At 71.4% G+C, this 17,990-nt stretch carries 11 protein-coding genes; 4 read left to right on the top strand and 7 right to left on the bottom strand.

The features are described 5' to 3' along the window. Nucleotides 1-156 precede the first annotated feature (156 nt). The 3 genes from FB465_RS07130 to FB465_RS07140 all read right to left on the bottom strand — a co-directional run bounded on the left by FB465_RS07130 (nt 157) and on the right by FB465_RS07140 (nt 4,714). Complete coding sequence (locus FB465_RS07130) at nt 157-1,827, bottom strand: DEAD/DEAH box helicase (RefSeq protein ID WP_145788622.1); 1,671 nt, start codon at nt 1,825-1,827, stop codon at nt 157-159. A gap of 200 nt (nt 1,828-2,027) precedes the next feature. Next, entirely contained in the window at nt 2,028-2,231 is a 204-nt protein-coding gene (locus FB465_RS07135) for a cold-shock protein (protein WP_145788624.1), read from the bottom strand. A 311-nt stretch (nt 2,232-2,542) separates the two neighbouring features. After that, nucleotides 2,543-4,714, bottom strand: coding sequence for an MMPL family transporter (locus FB465_RS07140; protein WP_145788626.1), 2,172 nt, complete (start codon nt 4,712-4,714; stop codon nt 2,543-2,545). 494 nt (nt 4,715-5,208) lie between these two features. Here FB465_RS07140 and FB465_RS07145 point away from each other — a divergent pair, with 494 nt between their 5' ends. The 3 genes from FB465_RS07145 (at nt 5,209) to FB465_RS07155 (ending at nt 9,436) form a co-directional block, all read left to right on the top strand. Continuing rightward, nucleotides 5,209-7,440, top strand: coding sequence for an MMPL family transporter (locus FB465_RS07145; RefSeq protein ID WP_145797190.1), 2,232 nt, complete (start codon nt 5,209-5,211; stop codon nt 7,438-7,440). A 93-nt stretch (nt 7,441-7,533) separates the two neighbouring features. Continuing rightward, entirely contained in the window at nt 7,534-8,418 is an 885-nt protein-coding gene (locus FB465_RS07150; protein WP_145788629.1) for a phosphotransferase enzyme family protein, read from the top strand. Nucleotides 8,419-8,683: 265 nt separating this feature from the next. Next, complete coding sequence (locus FB465_RS07155) at nt 8,684-9,436, top strand: polysaccharide deacetylase family protein (RefSeq protein ID WP_246192554.1); 753 nt, start codon at nt 8,684-8,686, stop codon at nt 9,434-9,436. A gap of 188 nt (nt 9,437-9,624) precedes the next feature. On the opposite strand, the gene FB465_RS07160 is transcribed toward FB465_RS07155, so the two are convergent. The 4 genes from FB465_RS07160 to FB465_RS07175 form a co-directional block, all read right to left on the bottom strand. Then, the gene (locus FB465_RS07160) at nt 9,625-10,326 is read right to left on the bottom strand and encodes an exonuclease domain-containing protein (protein WP_145788634.1); all 702 of its coding nucleotides are present in this window, start codon (nt 10,324-10,326) and stop codon (nt 9,625-9,627) included. A gap of 246 nt (nt 10,327-10,572) precedes the next feature. After that, nucleotides 10,573-11,889, bottom strand: a complete 1,317-nt coding sequence (gene efeB / locus FB465_RS07165) for an iron uptake transporter deferrochelatase/peroxidase subunit (RefSeq protein WP_145788636.1) — start codon at nt 11,887-11,889, stop codon at nt 10,573-10,575. After that, nucleotides 11,889-13,943 carry an iron uptake transporter permease EfeU gene (gene efeU / locus FB465_RS07170; RefSeq protein ID WP_145788638.1) on the bottom strand — a complete coding sequence of 685 codons (2,055 nt, stop codon included), beginning with the start codon at nt 13,941-13,943 and terminating at the stop codon, nt 11,889-11,891. Before efeU ends, efeB begins: the two co-directional genes overlap by 1 nt. Before the next feature lie 194 nt (nt 13,944-14,137). After that, nucleotides 14,138-15,397 (bottom strand): SAV2148 family HEPN domain-containing protein, encoded by a 1,260-nt coding sequence (locus tag FB465_RS07175; protein ID WP_145788641.1) that lies wholly within the window; start codon nt 15,395-15,397, stop codon nt 14,138-14,140. 380 nt (nt 15,398-15,777) lie between these two features. Between FB465_RS07175 and glgX the strand changes: the two genes are divergently transcribed. Next, nucleotides 15,778-17,895 carry a glycogen debranching protein GlgX gene (glgX, locus tag FB465_RS07180; RefSeq protein ID WP_145788643.1) on the top strand — a complete coding sequence of 706 codons (2,118 nt, stop codon included), beginning with the start codon at nt 15,778-15,780 and terminating at the stop codon, nt 17,893-17,895. The last annotated feature ends 95 nt before the right edge of the window (nt 17,896-17,990 follow it).

The raw sequence follows: 17,990 nt of genomic DNA on the forward strand, positions 1-17,990 counted from the left end.
CCCGCGCCGGCATCCGACAGCCATCCATGGTCAAGGCAATGATCAGGTCATATGAATCCCATGGCTGGACCAAGAAGCTACCACTCACGGCCCGTGAGAACGCCGGAGGGGCACCGGACCTGACGGTCCGATGCCCCTCACGTGAACGCTGCGCGACTAGTCGGCCTTGCGGCGCTGACGTCCGGTGCCATAGTTGGAGCCGCTCTTGGAGCCGGAACCGGGCTTGGACCCCGAGGACTTGCCGAGGAAGCCGGCCGCCGTACGGCCGCCGCCGGAGCCCGCACCCGCGCCGACGCGCTGCTTCGGGCGGGGCCGGCGGGCGTTGCCGTTGATGTCGACGTCCGCCGGCAGCCCGGAGCGCTTGACCGGGCGGCGGCGCGGTGCGCCGTTGCCCGCCGGAGCGGCCGCGGGTACGGCGGTGACGGGCGGCGTGACCGTGACGGCCACGCCGGAGGGCGTACGGGCGCCGGTGATCCGGGCCAGCTCGGCGTCGCCGGGGCGGATCTTGGTGGTGGTCGGGCGGATCCCGGCGGTGGTCATCAGCCGGCTGACCTCACGGCGCTGCTCGGGCAGCACCAGGGTGACGACCGTGCCGGACTCGCCGGCCCGGGCGGTGCGGCCGCCGCGGTGCAGGTAGTCCTTGTGGTCGATCGGCGGGTCGATGTTCACGACCAGGTCGAGCCCGTCGATGTGGATACCGCGGGCCGCGACGTTGGTGGCGATCAGCGCGGTGACGTGACCCTCGCGGAACTGGTCGAGGGTCCGGTTGCGCTGCGGCTGGGACTTGCCGCCGTGCAGGGCCGCGGCCCGGACGCCGGTGGCGAGCAGCTGCTTGGCGAGCCGGTCGGCGCCGTGCTTGGTGTGCACGAACATGATCACGCCGCCCTCGCGGGAGGCGATGTGGGCCGCCACCGAGGCCTTGTCCGCCGCCTCCAGCTGGAGCACGTGGTGGTCCATGGTGGTGACCGCGCCGGCCGACGGGTCGACGGAATGCGTCACCGGGTCGGTCAGGAAGCGCCGGACCAGGCGATCGACGTTGCGGTCGAGCGTCGCGGAGAACAGCATCCGCTGCCCGCCCTCGGCGACCTGCTCCAGCAGCTTGGTGACCTGCGGCAGGAAGCCCATGTCGGCCATCTGGTCGGCCTCGTCGAGGACGGTGATCTTCACCTGGTCGAGGTGGACGTCCCCACGGTTGATCAGGTCGTCCAGGCGGCCCGGGGTGGCGACCAGTACCTCGGCGCCACGGCGCACGGCGTTGGCCTGCCGGGTGATCGACATACCGCCGACCACCGTGGCGATCCGCAGGTTCACGGCGGTCGCGTACGGGGTCAGGGCGTCGGTGACCTGCTGGGCCAGCTCGCGGGTCGGCACCAGGACGAGCGCCAGCGGGCGACGGGCGTCGGCCCGCTGTCCGGCCGTGCGGGTCAGCACCGACAGGCCGAAGGCGAGGGTCTTGCCGGAGCCGGTACGGCCGCGGCCGAGGACGTCGCGCCCGGCGATCGAGTCGGGGAGGGTGGCCGCCTGGATCGGGAAGGGCTCGGTGACGCCCTCCCGGGTGAGCGCGGAGAGCAGGCCCTTGGGCATCTCCAGCTCGGCGAAGCTCGCGGCCGGCGGGCGTGCCGGGGTGCCCTCGACGACCGTGAAGTCGGCGGGTGCCTGCGGCGCGGCCGTACGGGCCCGGGGGGCGCGGCGGCTGCCGCCGCCCTGGGCGCGGCTCCCGGCGGACTGGGGACGGCCGGCCGACTGCGGGCGGCCGGTGGAGCCCTGGCTGCGGTTGACTGCGCCGTTGGCGGAGCGGTTGCGCGGCGGGCGGGCAGGGTTGGTCATGGATTCTCCATCCTGATCGGCCGACGGCCACGGCTGAGCCGTGGCGATGGACCTTGGGGGTACCCCCGGCCAGAGGCTGGGGGAGGGTCGGCCGACAGGAGGAAGTTCGCCGCCCCGGCCGTTCGGCGGCATGGGCGAGGGCCCGCACCGTGCGGTACGGGCCCTCGCTTCGCGCTACGAGTTCAGCTCGGAAGCTGGACTCAGATGACGCGGATGTTCTCGGCCTGCGGGCCCTTCTGGCCCTGGGTCACGTCGAACTCGACGTGCTGGCCCTCAACGAGCTCACGGAAGCCATTGGCCTGGATGTTGGAGTAGTGGGCGAACACGTCCGGGCCGCCACCCTCCTGCTCGATGAAGCCGAAGCCCTTTTCGCTGTTGAACCACTTCACGACGCCGGTAGCCATAACCGTCTCCTTCTCTGGGGCAAGGGGCCCACACCTCGTAGACCCCAAGTAGCCGCGATCCCCATCCGGAGACAAAACACCGGACAAAACAAATGCGCCTGTTGGTTGGTACCAGCAGGCGCACACAAACGTTCATGGGAACCAAAACTGCAACTGCTCCGACTGTAGCACGGCCCGGCCCGCGATGATCGGAGAAGTTTCCCTCGACACATTTTGTTTGACCGGGCGCAGAAGGGGGCACGCGGCGCGAGCACCGCATGCCCCCTGACCAGGGAGGGGTCCGTGGATCCTCCCTCGGGCCCTCCGTCGCCTCAGCGGCGGCCGGCCGGCTCCGGGTCGTCCTTCCGCAGCGCGACCGGGGCGGCCGCCTCGTGGCCGGCCACCTCACCGTGACCGGGCCACCAGGCCGCGCGGCCGAGCAGCGCGGTGAGGGCCGGGGTGAAGAACAGCGCCATCACGAAGGCCGAGACCGCGATACCGAACGCCACCGAGAAGCCGATCTGGCTGAACAGCGAGTTCCCGGCGAGCAGCATGGTGCCGAAGGTGGCCGCCAGGATGGCGCCCGCCGCCGCGACGGTCGGACCGCCGTGCTGGATGGCCATCCGCGCCGCCTTGCGCGGGCTGTGGCCCTCGGCCACCTCCTCGCGCAGGCGGGCGATCATCAGGATGTTGTAGTCGGTGCCGATCGCCACCACGAAGAGGTAGATGAACATCGGCAGCATGAACATCAGGCCGGCCTCGCCCTGCACCTGCTGGAAGAGCAGGCTGGTGGCACCGATCGTGGCGCCGAAGCCCAGGCCGACCGCCGCCATCAGGTACCAGGGCGCCACCACGCTGCGCAGCAGCAGGCCGAGGATCACCATGATCAGCAGCGCCGCGATCGGGAAGACCAGCGAGTAGTCGCGGGCCATCGCGGTGTTGATGTCCTTGTACACGGAGGTGATGCCGCCGACGTACGCCTTGGTGCCCTGCGGCGCCGCGTCGTGCGCGACGGTGCGCAGCTTGCCGACGGTGTCGATGGCGGCGTTGGTGGCGGGGGCGTCCTTGAGCATGACGGTGAAGTCGGCCGTCGTGCCGTCCGCGCTGAGGTTCGGCTTGGGGACGACCTGGGCGACGCCGTCGACCTTGCCCAGCTGGGACGCGTAGCCGTCGAGCGCGGCGGCGTCCAGCTTGGCGCCACCCTCGGTGGTGGTCAGGTAGATGTGGCTCGGGTCGGCCGCGCCGGCCGAGAAGGCGGTCATCAGGGTGTCCTGGACGACCATCGACTCCTTAGTCTTCGGCATCGAGCCGGAGGCGAGGTCGAAGGTGCCCTTGTAGCCGAACGCGGCGAAGGACAGGGCGAGCATCAGGGCGCCGGAGACGATCGCGACGAGAGCCGGGCGACGCTCGACGGTACGGCCGAGCGCGGCGAACCGGGCGTTCTCAGGCTCGCGCTGCCAGGCCTTGGAGGGCCAGAACAGCACCTTCTCGGGGATCAGCGAGAGCACCGCGGGCACCAGGGTGACGGACGCGATCGCGGTGACGGCGACCGCGATGGCCAGCGAGGGGCCGAGCGCCTTGAACATGCCGAGGCTGGAGAGCACCAGCACGCTGAACGCCACGATGACCGCGCCGGCGGCCGAGGCGATCGCCTCACCAACCCGGCCGACCGCGTTGACCACGGCCTCCTTGCGGTCGTCACCGGCCCGCAGCCGCTCGCGGTAGCGGAACATCAGGAAGAGGAAGTAGTCCGTGCCGACGCCGAACAGCACGATGATCAGGATCGCCGAGACCGAGGAGTCGGCCTTGAGGCCGAAGGCCTTGCTCGCGTCCGCGATCAGGCCGTTGGCGACCATCGAGAAGACGAAGATCGACAGGACCGGCAGCAGCGCGATGATCGGGCTGCGGAAGATGATCCCCAGCGTGAGCAGGATGATCACGATCGTGCCGATGCCGATCAGCGCGTTGGCAAGCTCGGAGGAGTCCTTCTGGTCCAGGTTCTGCGCGGCCTGACCGCCGAGCTGGACCTTCAGGCTGCTGCCGTCGGCCAGCTGCTTGGCGTCGTCGCGCAGCAGCTTGGCCGAGTCGGCCGCCTCCGGCTTGTGCGCGGTGTTCTTCTCCATGGCGACCATGGAGAGCGCGTACTTCCCGTCCTTGGAGGTGGACTGGGGGCTGACCGGCAGGATCTTCTCGACCAGCGCGACGTGCTTGTCGGTGAGGCCCTGGACCACCTTGTTCATGGCGGCCTGGTCGGCGTCCGTCAGCTTGCCGCCGTCGGTGCGCTCGAAGAGCAGCATGGCCGCGGGGGTGAAGTTGGCCGGGAAGGCCTTCTCCTGCACCAGCGAGGCCTGGATGGACTCGTAGTGGCGGGGCAGGAAGCTGCTCTCGTCCGTCTGCGCGTCCAGCTTCGGCGCGCTGCCGATGATGGCGACGGCGGCGACGATCCAGGCGATGATCACCCACCACGCCCGCTTGACGACGAAGTGTCCGATTCGGTGGAACATGCTCGTTGTGCCTCCTGGGCATGGTTCACCGCAGCCCTGGGGGGACGGGACGCCGGGCGACGGCAAGGATCGGCGCAGAGCACGCTGCTCTTAGCCGGTCGGCAGGTAAGTAAGAAACAGCATCCTACGAGAACCTACTTGCCGCCCGGCAAGCGGACCCCCGTCGGACGCGCCCCCTAGGGGCCGCGATTCGGGCCCCGGTCCATCCTGACCTGCGCGCAGGCCAGATCACCTCGTGCTCCGGGTGGAGACGCCTCCCCCTCAGGGTGGATCTCCGGCCTACCCCAAGAAGGAGGAGCAGGTAGGGAAAACCCCACCCCGGCCCTGGGGGGAGACCCAGGGCGGACTCCCCCGCCAGCCGGATGCCGCGTCAGATGTGGTTTTCCTAAGGTCGTTCGTGCAGCCGGACCGCAGCCCGGCAACAGCCACGACGGCCCCGAGGGCCGCCGCTTTCCCTGGGGGACAACACCGTGAAACTAGGACTCGCCGCCGCGATGGGCGCCTGGAGCGCCCGGCACAGAAAGACCGCCGTCTTCGGCTGGCTGCTCTTCGTCGTCCTCGCCGCCTACCTCGGCGGTGTGCACGGCAGCACCAAGATCAGCGACTCCGAGGCGATGCCGGGCCAGGTCGCCCGGGCCGCCAAGATCCTGGACGAGGCCGGGATCAAGAGCCCGGCCGGCGAGACCGTCCTGGTGCAGAGCGCAACCCTGACCGCCGACGACCCGGCCTTCCGCGCCGTCGTCGACCAGGCCGGGGCGGCCGTCCGGGCCACCGGGAAGACCGCCGAGCTGCGCAGCCCGTACGAGACCAAGGCGATCTCCGCCGACCGGCACTCCGCGCTGCTGCAGTTCACCATCGCCGGTGAGGACCGCGAGCACGCGGTGGAGAACGTGCCGGCCGTGCTGGACGCGGTCGCGAAGGTGCAGGCCGAGCACAAGGACCTGACCGTCGAGGAGTTCGGCGAGGCCAGTGCGGGCAAGTGGTTCCAGGACCAGTTCAAGAACGACTTCAGCCGCGCCGAGTGGACGGCCGTGCCGCTCGCCCTCGGCATCCTGCTGATCGCCTTCGGCGCGCTGGTCGCCGCCGTCCTGCCGGTGGTGCTCGCGATGACCGCCTTCATCGCGGCGGGCGGGCTGGTCGCGCTCAGCAGCGGGCTGCTGCACACCAGCGACGACGCCAGCTCGGTGATGCTGCTGGTGGGTCTCGCGGTCGGCGTCGACTACTGCCTCTTCTACCTGCGCCGTGAGCGCGAGGAGCGGGCCGCCGGACGCGACCCGGAGACCGCCCTGAGGGTCGCCGCCGCCACCAGCGGCCGGGCCGTGCTGGTCTCCGGCGTCACCGTGGTGGTCGCGATGGCCGGGATGTTCCTCACCGGGATCGCCGACTTCCAGGCGATGTCCTTCGCCACCATCATCGTGGTGATCACCGCGGTGCTCGGCTCGCTCACCGTGCTGCCCGCCCTGCTCTCGATGCTCGGCGACCGGGTCGAGAAGGGCCGGGTGCCCTTCCTGCACCGCCTGCGCAAGGCCGACAGCTCCAACGGCGGCCGGGTCTGGAACGCCGTGCTCACCCCCGTACTGCGCCGCCCGATGGCCGCGACCGTCCTCGCCGGCGGTCTGCTGCTCGGGCTGGCCGCGCCGATGCTCACCATGCACACCGCGAACCTGACGTTCCAGCAGCAGCTGCCCAAGGGCAACGCCCTGGTCGCCACCTCGGCCCGGATCGAGGCCGCCTTCCCCGGCAGCCCCTCCCCCGCGACCATCGTGGTCAAGGCCAGGGACATCTCCGCCCCGGCGATGCAGCAGGCCATCACCGACTTCCAGACCAAGGCGCTGGCCACCGGCAAGATGCACGGCCCGATCCAGGTCACCGTGCACCAGGCTCAGAACGTCGCCACCATCGACGTCCCGCTGATGGGCAGCGGCAACGACGCGACCAGCACCGCCGCCCTGACCGCCCTGCGCAAGGACGTGGTGCCCGGCACCCTGCTCGCCGTCCCCGGCACCGAGGCCCCGGTCACCGGCAGCACGGCGGCCTCGCACGACTTCAACGAGCAGATGTCGGGCAGCATGCTCCCGGTCTTCGGCTTCGTGGTCGCCTTCGCCTTCCTGCTGATGCTCGCCTCGTTCCGCTCGCTGGGCATCGCCGTCACCGCCGTCGTGCTCAACCTGCTGTCGGTGGGCGCTGCGTACGGAATGCTCGCGCTGGTCTTTCAGCACGGGGTGGGCGCCGCACTGATCGGCACGGCCGGGGTCGGCGCGGTCGAGTCCTGGGTGCCGCTCTTCCTCTTCGTGATCCTCTTCGGCCTGAGCATGGACTACCACGTCTTCGTGGTCTCCCGGATCAAGGAGGCCCACGACCGGGGCCTGGAGACCAGGGCCGCCATCTCGTACGGCATCCGCAGCACGGCCGGGGTGGTCACCAGTGCGGCGGTCATCATGGTGGCGGTCTTCGCGGTCTTCGGCACCCTCTCGATGCAGTCCATGAAGCAGATGGGCGTCGGCCTCGCGGTGGCCGTCCTGATCGACGCCACCGTCATCCGCGGGGTACTGCTCCCCTCGGTGATGAGCCTGCTGGGCGAGCGCAACTGGTACCTCCCCAAGTGGCTGAACTGGCTCCCCGATCTCTCCCACAACGACCCCATTCCCCCGGTCACCCCCGCCGCGCCCGCACCGACCGGCCTGCACCTCCCGGAGGGGCAGTACCCGAGCAACGCCCGGGTCTGACCTCCCGTCACACCGGCCGGGCCCCGCCGCTACTCGCCCGTTCGCCTCCGGGCGCTCCAGGCGCGGGGTCCGGCTCTCGTACGCTTCCGTTTCATGACCACCTTCGACGAGCCGAGAGCCCGTGCCCTGCTGGCAGCTGCCTGTGCTGCGGCCGGGATGGCGGAGCCGGTGGGGGCCGGGTTGTTGGCGCTCGGGGAGAACGCGGTGTTCGACCTCGGGGGCCCGGCCGTGGTGGCCAAGGTCGGGCGCGGACCCGAGCTCACCGGGCGGGCCGGGCGGGAGCTGAAGGTTGCGGAGTGGCTGGCGGAGCAGGGGGTGCCGGTGGCCCGCCCGTACCTGGCCGAGCCGGGCGTGGCGGGCGGACACCCCGTCACCTTCTGGCACCGCCTGGCTCCCGCCGTACGGGAGGCGCGGCCGGCCGACCTCGCGCCGCTGCTGCGCACGCTCCACCGGCTGCCCGAGCCGCCCTTCCCGCTCGGCCGGCGCGATCTGCTGGCCCCGGTCGAGCGGTGGCTGGCCGGTGCCGAGGGGTACGTCGATCCGGCGGACGCCGCGTTCCTGCGCGACCGCCGGGACACCTTCGCCGCCGCCATCGCCGAGCTGACACCGCAGTTGACGCCGGGAGTGATCCACGGCGACGCGCTGCCGCGCAACGTGCACCTGGGCCCGGACGGGCCCGTCCTGCTCGACCTGGAGAACGTCTGCTCCGACCTGCGCGAGCACGACCTGGTGGTGCTCGCACTGAGCCACGACCGGTACGGCGTACCGGCTGAGGACTACCGAGCCTTCACCGACGGGTACGGCTGGGACGTCCGGGACTGGCCCGGCTTCGCGGTGCTGCGCGGCGCCCGGGAGACGGCCAGCGCCTCCTGGGTGGCCCAGCAGGTGCCGGGGAACCCGGCCGCCTCGGCCGAGTTCCACCGGCGGGTCGCCTCGCTCCGGGACGGCGCGACGGACGTCCGGTGGCACCCCTTCTGACGGTGCTCCACTTCTCGTACGCTTCTTCGGAACCAGCGCATTCGCACGTGGCGTCCCCCTGGGCAGACGCCCTCCCCGGGCCGCCGGTACGACGTCAGGAGCCGTCGCCATGCGGATACCCAGCCACCGGTCACCTTCCCGCCATAGTCTTCGGTACGGCCTCACGGCGCTCCTCGCGCCCGTCCTGATCGCCGGCTGCGGGGCCGCGCAGGGCGCGATCCGGCCGGAGCCCACACCCTCCACCGGCGCTCCGACACCCTCCACGGTGAGCCCCACCGCCCCGACGTCACCCCCGAGTTCGGCCACGCCGACCACATCCGTCGCGCTCAGCGCACCGCCCAAGCCCTCCCCCTCGAAGCCGGCCTCGTCCGCCTCGGCGTCCCGGCCGCCCGCGCCCCAGCCCCCGCCGCCGCTCACCCCGACCTCGATCGTGCGCGGCACCGCCTCCGGCGGCCGCACCGTGGCGCTCACCTTCGACGACGGCCCGGGCCCGGCGACCGGTCAGATCCTCGACCTGCTCACCCAGTACGGCGCCAGGGCCACCTTCTGCCAGATCGGCCCGCAGGCCGCTGCCGACCCGGCGATGGTCCGGCGCATCCTGGCCGAGGGGCACCGGCTCTGCGACCACACCGTGCACCACCCCCAGCCCATGCACGCGCTCTCGCACGACCAGCAGGTGTACGAGATCAGCGCGGCCAAGGACATGATCGCCAAGGCGGGCGGCGCCGGCACCAAGGTGCGCTGGTTCCGTGCTCCCGGCGGGGACTTCACCGCCGAGAACCAGCTGATCGCCGCCCAGTGCGGCTTGCGCCCGCTCGGCTGGTCGGTCGACACCCGCGACTGGGCCCGCCCGGGCGCCCCCGCGATCGTCGCCACCGTCCAGCGGGACCTCAGGCCGGGCGGGGTGGTCCTGCTGCACGACGCCGGCGGCGACCGCAGCCAGACCGTCGCGGCGCTGAAGCAGTTGCTGCCCTGGCTGATCGCGCAGGGCTACTCCTTCGACTTCCCCGCGGTCTAGGAGCCAGCCGAGCAAGCACATCAGGGGCGCGTGGGGGCACCTCCCGGCCGAAGGCGGGGCAGAACTGCGCGAAACGGGAGCTGCAGACCGTTGCCTTCCGATCTCGCGCAGTTCCTCGCGCCCCTGGGGATGCCCCGTACTGATCGGTTGGCTGACCTGCTCGCGGACCGCCTCAGCCGCGCCGGGCGCTACCGCAGCGGCCAGCGCGGGTCGACCACGGCCTCCGCATCCTTGCCCCGGCGCAGCCAGGCCTGCAGCTCCTCCGCCCAGGCCCGGTACCAGTCGATCTGACGCTCGTGCAGGCTGACCGGTGTCAGCTCGCCGACCTGTGCGGGGTACCGCTCGCCGAGGGCGACGGCCACCCGGACGGCGGCCAGCGCGTCGCTGCCCGCCTCGTGCGCATCCTCCAGCTCGACCCCGTACACCGCGCAGACGTGCTGCAGTGTCCGGGAACCCTTCCGGTACTTGTCGACGGAACGGTCGATCACCAGCGCGTCCACCACCGGCCCGACGGTGCCGCCGAGCCGCTCGGCCAGGCCGGGGTGCCCGTACCGGCGGAGCTCGGCATCGAGCAGGGAGAGGTCGAACGGGGCGTTGAAGGCGACCACCGGCCGGCCCGCCAGCAGCCGCTCGCAGAGAGCCGCGGCTATCTCCTCGACGGCCTCCGCGGCCGGGCGGCCCTTGCCGCGGACCTGATCGTCGGTGATGCCGTGGATCGCCGAGGCCTCGGCGGGGATCGGCACACCCGGGTCGAGCAGCCAGCCGGCGACCCGCTCGGCGCGGCCGCCGAGGGTGTCGACCAGAGCCGCGGTGACGATCCGGGACTCGGCCGGATCGGTGCCCGTGGTCTCCAGGTCGAAGCCGACCAGTGACTCCTTCCACCAGCTCATGTGGGGGTTTCCTTCCGTCCGTCCGCCGTGATGTGGACCATCATCGCCGCTGCCAGTGACAACCGGGCCCGGCGGGGCAACATCCGGGGCGCGGAGGCCTGCGCGGACAGCGAGAGGCACCCCGTCGCGCAGAGCGCTTCAGGGTGCCTCTCGCTCAGACAGATCCACCTGAGGCCGGAGCCTTCCGATTTCGCGCAGTTTCGCGCAGTTCCCCGCGCCCCTGGCCGGCCGGTAGCACCTATAGCCCTAGGCGAACATCCCGCGGCCCAGCCAGTCGGCGTTGTCCCTGACGCCCGGCAGCACGAAGAAGTAGCCGCCGCCGGTGGGCGAGATGTAGTCGACCAGCGGCTCGTCGATCAGGCGGGTCTGGGTCGCCTCGAACTGCCGCACCACGTCCTGCTGGTAGCAGCAGAAGGCCAGGCCCATGTCGAGGTTGCCGACCTTGTCGATGCCCCGGTCGTAGTTGAAGCCCCGGCGCAGGATGCGGGAGTCGTCGGTCTTGTCGGTCCGCGGATTGGCCAGCCGGATGTGCGCGTCCAGCGGGATGGCGTTGCCGTCGGGGTCCTTGGCGTAGTCCGGGGCGTCGGTCTCCTTGGCGCCGTCCAGCGGGGCGCCGGTGTCCCGGCGGCGGCCGAACATCTTCTCCTGCTCGGTGAGCGAGACGCGGTCCCAGAACTCGACCAGCATCCGGATGATGCGGATGACCTGGTAGCTGCCGCCGACGGCCCAGGCGGGCTCGCCGCTGCCCTCGGTGACCCAGACCAGCTTGTCCATCTCCCGCGAGGAGTTGGTGTCCGGGTTGACGATGCCGTCCTTGAAGCCCATCAGGTTGCGCTGGGCGCCGTCCGGGCGGGACGGGTTCTGGAAGCCGTCGATCCGCCACTTGACCTGCATCGCACCGCGGGTGTGCCGGGCGATGTCGCGCAGCGCGTGCAGCACGGTGTCCTGGCTCTCGGCGCAGATCTGCAGCGAGAGGTCGCCGTGCAGCTCGGCGGCCTGCAGGTTGTCGTTGGGGAAGGTCTTCATCGGGTTCAGCTTGGCGGGCTTCGCCTTGGCCAGGCCGTACCGGTCGTCGAAGAGCGAGGCGCCGACGCCGACCGTGACGGTCAGGTTGTCGGTCGGCAGCACCGGGCCGAGGATGCCGCTGTCGGACGGCGGCGCGCCGACGCCGAGGTCCGGCGGGGTGCCGCCGGCGGTGAGGAAGCGGATCCGGTCGGTCAGGGTGTGGAACAGCTCCTCCAGGGCCTTGCGGTCCTGGGCGACGACCTCGAAGGAGACGAACGCGGCGTAGCGGGGCGCGGGGGTGGTGATGCCGGCCTGGTGGGCGCCGTGGAAGGCGACGGAACCGGACTTGGCGGCCTTGGTGGAGCTGTCGGCGCTCGCCGGGCCCGTGGAGAGGCCGAAGGCGCCTCCGGCGATGGCGGCGGCACCGGCGCTCGCGCCGAGCGCGGCCTTGACGAAGCTGCGGCGGGCGGGCCCGGCCGGGCAGCCGCTCTCGACGGGAGCAGCAGCGGCGGCGGCGTGCGGGAAGGGGCAGGAGCCGGTTGCGGTCTGGTCGTTCATCAGGCGGACTTCCGGATCTCGAGCAGGTCGGGGATGGGAGCGAGGTCTTCGAGCAGCTGGTTTGCCGCGCCGTTCAGCTGGTACCGGGCCCGGGGCGCGAGCTGGTCGAGCGGGGTCCAGCTGCCGTCCGGGCGGTGGGCGGCGGTGAGCAGGCCGTTGATCCGGGCCATTCCGGCGTCGACCTTGGCCAGCAGCCCGGGGTTGCGCTCCTTGAGCAGCGGCTGAAGGACGGTCAGCAGTTCCTGGGTGCCGGCCACGTTGGCCTGGGCGGTGGCCAGGTTGGTGCCGCTGCCCTGGTCGGTGGAGCCGGTGAGCTCGAACTGGAGGGTGTTCTCGAGGATCTCGTGGGCCCGGAGCGGCAGGTCCGCCGGGTCGAACTCCTGGGTCGGGAAGGCCTTGACCAGGCCGTCCACGTCCGTGGCCAGCTGGTCCACGACGGGGGTCAGGTCGGCGGGCGACTGGTTGTGCCAGAGGCCGTACTCGAGGCGCAGGAAGCCGGCGAAGTCCTTGTCCTCGGACTTGCCCTCCAGGCCGTCGGCCCGGCCGTTGATCTTCCCGTCGAAGTCCGCGAAGGTGCCGTACGCGGCACCCAGCGAGGAGTACTGCACGTGCGCCGTGAGCCAGTCGGCGCGGGCGGTGTTGAGGTCGCCCGCGTGGATGTCGGCCTGGAGCTTCTGGGTCTGGGTCAGCAGGGTCGCGAGGCCCTGGTTGACGTACGCCTTGTACGCCTCGAGCGGGGCCTTGAGGTCGTCCTCGGCGACGGGGATGACGGCCTTGACGTCCGTGCCGCCGGTGACGTGCACGGCTGCCGAGGTGACGCTCTTGCCGCCGGTGGGGACGCAGCGCCAGGCGTAGTCGCCGGTGCCGATGGTGGCGGTGAGCGCGCGGGTGGTACCGGGGGCCAGGCCCTCGATCTCGCCGTAGACGGCGCCGCTGGCCGGGTTGACCAGGTAGACCTCTGAGGTCTTGTCACCCGTGTTGTGCATCTGGAAGACCTGCTGGCCGGGCAGCGGGGTGGTGAAGCCCTTGCCGCACTCGTCCTCGGAGACGGCCACGGTCGCGGTCTCGGCGGGCTTGCCGTCGCTCACCGCGATGACGGTGCCCGCCACCACGGCGGGGACGGCGACCAGCACGGCGGGGACCAGCCAGCGCGGGCGGCCGCTCTTCGCGGGCTCCTCGGCCGAGGCGTCTGCGGCGGGGTCGGCCTCGGCGGCCGGAGCGGCGGGCTCGGGCTGGGGCTTGGGTACCCGGACGCCGTGGACGAACAGGGTCATCACGACCGCCAGGTAGGCGACGTAGGCGACGACCTGAAGCCAGGTCATCGTGACGGTCAGGTTGAGCACGCCCTGCACCAGGGTGGCGTACCAGGAACCGGCGTCGATGCTCCCGCTCAGGTCGAAGGCGTACGCGTGGCCGCCGGGCAGCGCACCGGCCTCCTGCAGGTCGCGCAGGCCGTAGCTGAGCACGCCCGCCGCGATCACGATCAGGACGGCGCCGGTGACGGTGAAGAAGCGGGTCAGGTTGATCTTCAGCACCCGGCGGTACAGGCCCCAGCAGAGGCCGGTGGCGATCAGCAGGCCGACGGCGGCGCCGACCAGCGGGCCGGTCGAGTCCTTCGCGGTCTGGATGGTGCTCCACAGGAAGAGGGAGGTCTCCAGGCCCTCGCGGCCGACGGCAAGGAAGCTGGTCAGGACCAGCGTCCCGGCGCCCATGGCGAGCGCCGCGGTGACCTTCTCGCGGATCTCCGAGGAGAGGTTGCGGGCCGAGCGGCGCATCCAGAACACCATTGCGGTGACGAAGGCGACGGCGACCAGGCTGAGCGTGCCGCCGAAGGCCTCCTGCGCGGAGCCGGAGAGCTTGGCGGCGGTGAAGGTGAGCACGGAGCCGAAGCTCAGGGCCAACGCCAGCGCGGCCAGCACGCCCGTCCACACCTGGGGGAGACGGGACTTCTGGTCGGAGCGCACCAGGGTGGCGACCAGGATGGACACGATCAGCCCGGCCTCCAGGCCCTCACGTAGGCCGATCAAGAAGCTTGGAAACGCGTCGTCCCACATGTCGAGGGCTCCTCCCCGGGACCAGCCCGGCCTTACCTGTCCTGTGCCCGTGCCCCGGGACCGAGTGGAACCGGGACGGCGCAGCCCAACGCCCCGGACAGGAACTGTCCAGGGCGCGTGGCTTAGCTTAGGCATACCTTAGGGCCAGCGCGGCCGAGCGTCCACGCCGGGGCGGCAAAAACTCCGACCATCACTCAGGAGACGGCACGCGAGTCCGCCCAGACTCCCTCGAACTCCTCGCGGTAGACCTCCAGCAGTCCGGGCTCCTGGCCGCCCGGAGCCTGGCCCGCACCGCCGCGCAGCACCAGCGCCGGCGACTCGATCCCCCGGGCCCGGCGCAGGTACGGCTGGACGACCCCGACGTCCCCCGAGCGCCGGCGGCCGCCGGCCGGCCCCGCCACCCGCGGGCCCTCCACCAGGTAGGCCGTGAACCTCGGCATCTCGTCGAAGACCCGGATCTCGAAGCCGCCCTGGTCCCGCAGCCGGGCCCGCACCCGGCGGACGTGCATGATGTTCATCTCGATCGAGCGGGCCAGCTCACCGCGCCCGAGGCCCAGCTCCCGCTCCCGGCGGCGCACCGCGCTGCTGGCCGGGTTGAGGAAGAGCAGCCGTACCCGGCAGCCCTCGGAGGCCAGCCGCACCAGCCGCTTGCCGGTGTAGTTCTGGCAGAGCATCCCCAGCCCGATGCCGACGGCGTCCAGGCGCCGCGCTCCGTCCAGCAGGTCCTCCACCGGCAGGTCGCGCTGCAGCCGGACCCGGTCCGGGTGCACCGCGACCACGTCCGCGAACCGCCCGGCGACCAGCTCCTCGACCACGTCGGCGGGCACCCCGCCGGCACCGCCGTCCAGCAGGGTGAGCACCCGCGCGGCGGCCCGCTCGGTCTGGGCCAGCACGGTCTGCGAGAGGCTGCGGTTGCGCGAGACGACGTGCCGGGCGACCTCCAGCTCGTCCAGCGCCAGCTCGACCTCGCGGCGGTCGATCACGTACGGCTCGAAGCAGGGCCAGTGCTGCACCATCAGCTCGCGCAGCTGGGGCAGGGTGAGGAAGACCAGTGGGTCGTCGTCGGCCGGGTCGAGCAGGTAGCCCTTGCGGCGGCTGACCTCGCGGACGGCGCCGGCCCGGTGCACCCACTCCTCGCCGGCCGGACCGGCGGCGGCGGTCACCCAGTCCTCGCCGTGGGCCGGCGCGTAGACCGGGCGCAGCACCTCGTCCACCAGGGCGCGCAGCCGCTGCTCCACGAGGTTGAGCCAGACGTACGCCCGGCCCGCCAGCCGTACCCGGTGGTGGGCCAGCTCCCACTGCCCGTCGGACCAGGCGAGCGGCAGGCCGTCGGGCGGGCCCGGCTGCGCGGGGATGGTGCCGCGGCCGGCCGCGGACGTGCGCATGACCACCGTCGGCGCCTCGCTCCGCCCGGGGCCCTCGGGACCACCCCGGCCGTCGGCGGGGACCACCATGCGCTACCTCACCTCTCGGCCCCTCTTCTCCTGATGGAGTGACGGACCGTCCACTGACACAGTCTCAACCATGGCGGCCTTGGCAGAGCCTGTTTCCGCATGGGGTCCGGAGCGCGCCGGACGATCAAGCGTACTGCCGCGCCACGCGGGCCGCAGCCGGTTGACGGCACAACAATCCGTTCGGGCGCGGGGTGCTTCCGCCTCACGGACACCCGTTCGGGCGAACAAGCGGTCAATGAACTCGGTCTGCGGGCAGGTGTTGGGGAGGATGCCCCATGTGCCGTACGTCACGGTGCGCATGGGCCGTACATACGGGACACTCGGCCGGGCAAGCCCGGTCGAGAGCCAATTCCTGTTGGCTACAGGGAAGTTGAGGACATATGCAGGTCTGGCCAGGGCAGCCGTACCCGCTCGGCGCCACATACGACGGGGCCGGCACCAACTTCGCGGTGTTCTCCGAGAGCGCCGACCGGATCGAGCTGTGCCTGCTCGCCGAGGACGGATCCGAGACGGCCGTCGAGTTGCGCGAGACGGACGCCTTCGTCCGGCACGCCTACCTCCCGGGCATCCAGCCCGGCCAGCGCTACGGCTTCCGGGTGCACGGCCCGCACAATCCGGGCCTGGGCCAGCGCCACAACAGCGCCAAACTGCTGCTGGACCCGTACGCCAAGGCGATGAGCGGCCACATCGACTGGGACGAGTCGGTGTACGGCTACCACTTCGGCGCCCCCGAGCGCCGCAACGACCTGGACTCCGCCCCGCACACCATGCACTCGGTGGTGATCAACCCCTACTTCGACTGGGGAAACGATCGCCCACCGCGCACCGACTACCACCGCACCGTGCTCTACGAGGCCCATGTGAAGGGCCTCACCAAGCTGCACCCGGGCATCCCCGAGGAGATCCGGGGCACCTATGCGGGCCTGGGGCACCCGGCGGTGATCGAGCACCTGGCCAAGCTGGGCGTCACCGCGATCGAGCTGATGCCGGTGCACCAGTTCGTCCGCGACCACCGGCTCAGGGACCTTGGCCTGTCCAACTACTGGGGCTACAACACCATCGGCTTCTTCGCCCCGCACTCCTCCTACTCCTCCGGCGGCGACCGGGGCCAGCAGGTGCAGGAGTTCAAGTCGATGGTGAAGGCGCTGCACGCGGCCGGGATCGAGGTGATCCTGGACGTCGTCTACAACCACACCGCCGAGGGCAACCACCTGGGGCCGACGCTCTCCTTCCGCGGCCTGGACAACGTCTCGTACTACCGGCTCGCCAAGGACCAGCGCTTCTACGAGGACACCACCGGCACCGGCAACAGCCTGCTGATGCGCAGCCCGCACGTGCTTCAGATGATCATGGACTCACTGCGCTACTGGGTCACCGAGATGCACGTGGACGGCTTCCGCTTCGACCTCGCCGCCACGCTGGCGCGGCAGTTCCACGAGGTGGACCGGCTGTCCTCGTTCTTCGACCTGGTCCAGCAGGACCCGGTGGTCTCCCAGGCCAAGCTGATCGCCGAGCCGTGGGACCTGGGCGAGGGCGGCTACCAGGTGGGCAACTTCCCGCCGCTGTGGACGGAGTGGAACGGCATGTACCGGGACACCGTCCGCGACCTGTGGCGCGGGGAGAACGCCAGCCTCGCCGAGTTCGGCTCCCGGCTGACCGGCTCCTCCGACCTCTACCAGGACGACGGCCGACGGCCCATCGCCTCGATCAACTTCGTCACCTGCCACGACGGCTTCACCCTCCGCGACCTGGTCTCGTACAACGACAAGCACAACCAGGCCAACGGCGAGGACAACCGGGACGGCGAGAGCTTCAACCGCTCCTGGAACTGCGGCGCGGAGGGCGAGACCGCGGACCAGGCGGTGCTGGAGCTGAGAGCGCGCCAGCAGCGCAACTTCATCGCCACCCTGCTGCTCTCGCAGGGCGTCCCGATGCTCTCGCACGGCGACGAACTGGGCCGGACCCAGGGCGGCAACAACAACGCGTACTGCCAGGACAACGAGCTCTCCTGGGTGCACTGGCCGAAGGGGGACGGGCCCGAGGCCCGGTTGCTGGAGTTCACCCAGGGCATGATCTGGCTCCGCCGCGACCACCCGGTCTTCCGCCGCCGCCGCTTCTTCCACGGCCGCCCCGTCTCCGGCACCCACGACGACCTGACGGACATCGCCTGGTTCACCCCCGCCGCGGAGGAGATGACCAAGCGGGACTGGAGCACGAGCTACGCCAAGTCGATGACGGTCTTCCTGAACGGCAACGCCATCTCCGAGCCCGACCGGCGCGGCGGCAAGATCATCGACGACTCCTTCCTGCTGATGTTCAACGCCCACTTCGAGCCGCTGGAGTTCACCGTGCCCGCCGACCACGGCAGGGAGTGGCAGGTGGTGGTGGACACCGCGCAGCCCGTCCTGCCGACCCCGGGCACCGGTGCCAGGGTCAAGGCCGGCGACACCCTCTGGCTGACCGACCGCTCGCTGATGGTGCTCCAGCGGCCGGCCTGAGACGACCGGCCTGAGACGACCGGTCGGATCATCCGTTCGTACCATTCGCACCCGGAGGGCCATACTGACGGCGCGGCGCGGGTAGGGATCACCCC

The organism is Kitasatospora atroaurantiaca, assembly GCF_007828955.1.
GTDB classification, from domain to species: Bacteria; Actinomycetota; Actinomycetes; order Streptomycetales; family Streptomycetaceae; genus Kitasatospora; species Kitasatospora atroaurantiaca.

Bases quoted from the DNA above. Each gene is read 5' to 3' on its own strand.
- FB465_RS07160 (WP_145788634.1), bottom strand. From the start codon at position 10,326: ATGAGCTGGTGGAAGGAGTCACTGGTCGGCTTCGACCTGGAGACCACG.
- FB465_RS07145 (WP_145797190.1), top strand. From the start codon at position 5,209: ATGGGCGCCTGGAGCGCCCGGCACAGAAAGACCGCCGTCTTCGGCTGG.
- FB465_RS07175 (WP_145788641.1), bottom strand. From the start codon at position 15,397: ATGGTGGTCCCCGCCGACGGCCGGGGTGGTCCCGAGGGCCCCGGGCGG.
- FB465_RS07130 (WP_145788622.1), bottom strand. From the start codon at position 1,827: ATGACCAACCCTGCCCGCCCGCCGCGCAACCGCTCCGCCAACGGCGCA.
- efeU (WP_145788638.1), bottom strand. From the start codon at position 13,943: ATGTGGGACGACGCGTTTCCAAGCTTCTTGATCGGCCTACGTGAGGGC.
- glgX (WP_145788643.1), top strand. From the start codon at position 15,778: ATGCAGGTCTGGCCAGGGCAGCCGTACCCGCTCGGCGCCACATACGAC.
- FB465_RS07140 (WP_145788626.1), bottom strand. From the start codon at position 4,714: ATGTTCCACCGAATCGGACACTTCGTCGTCAAGCGGGCGTGGTGGGTG.
- FB465_RS07135 (WP_145788624.1), bottom strand. From the start codon at position 2,231: ATGGCTACCGGCGTCGTGAAGTGGTTCAACAGCGAAAAGGGCTTCGGC.
- FB465_RS07150 (WP_145788629.1), top strand. From the start codon at position 7,534: ATGACCACCTTCGACGAGCCGAGAGCCCGTGCCCTGCTGGCAGCTGCC.
- efeB (WP_145788636.1), bottom strand. From the start codon at position 11,889: ATGAACGACCAGACCGCAACCGGCTCCTGCCCCTTCCCGCACGCCGCC.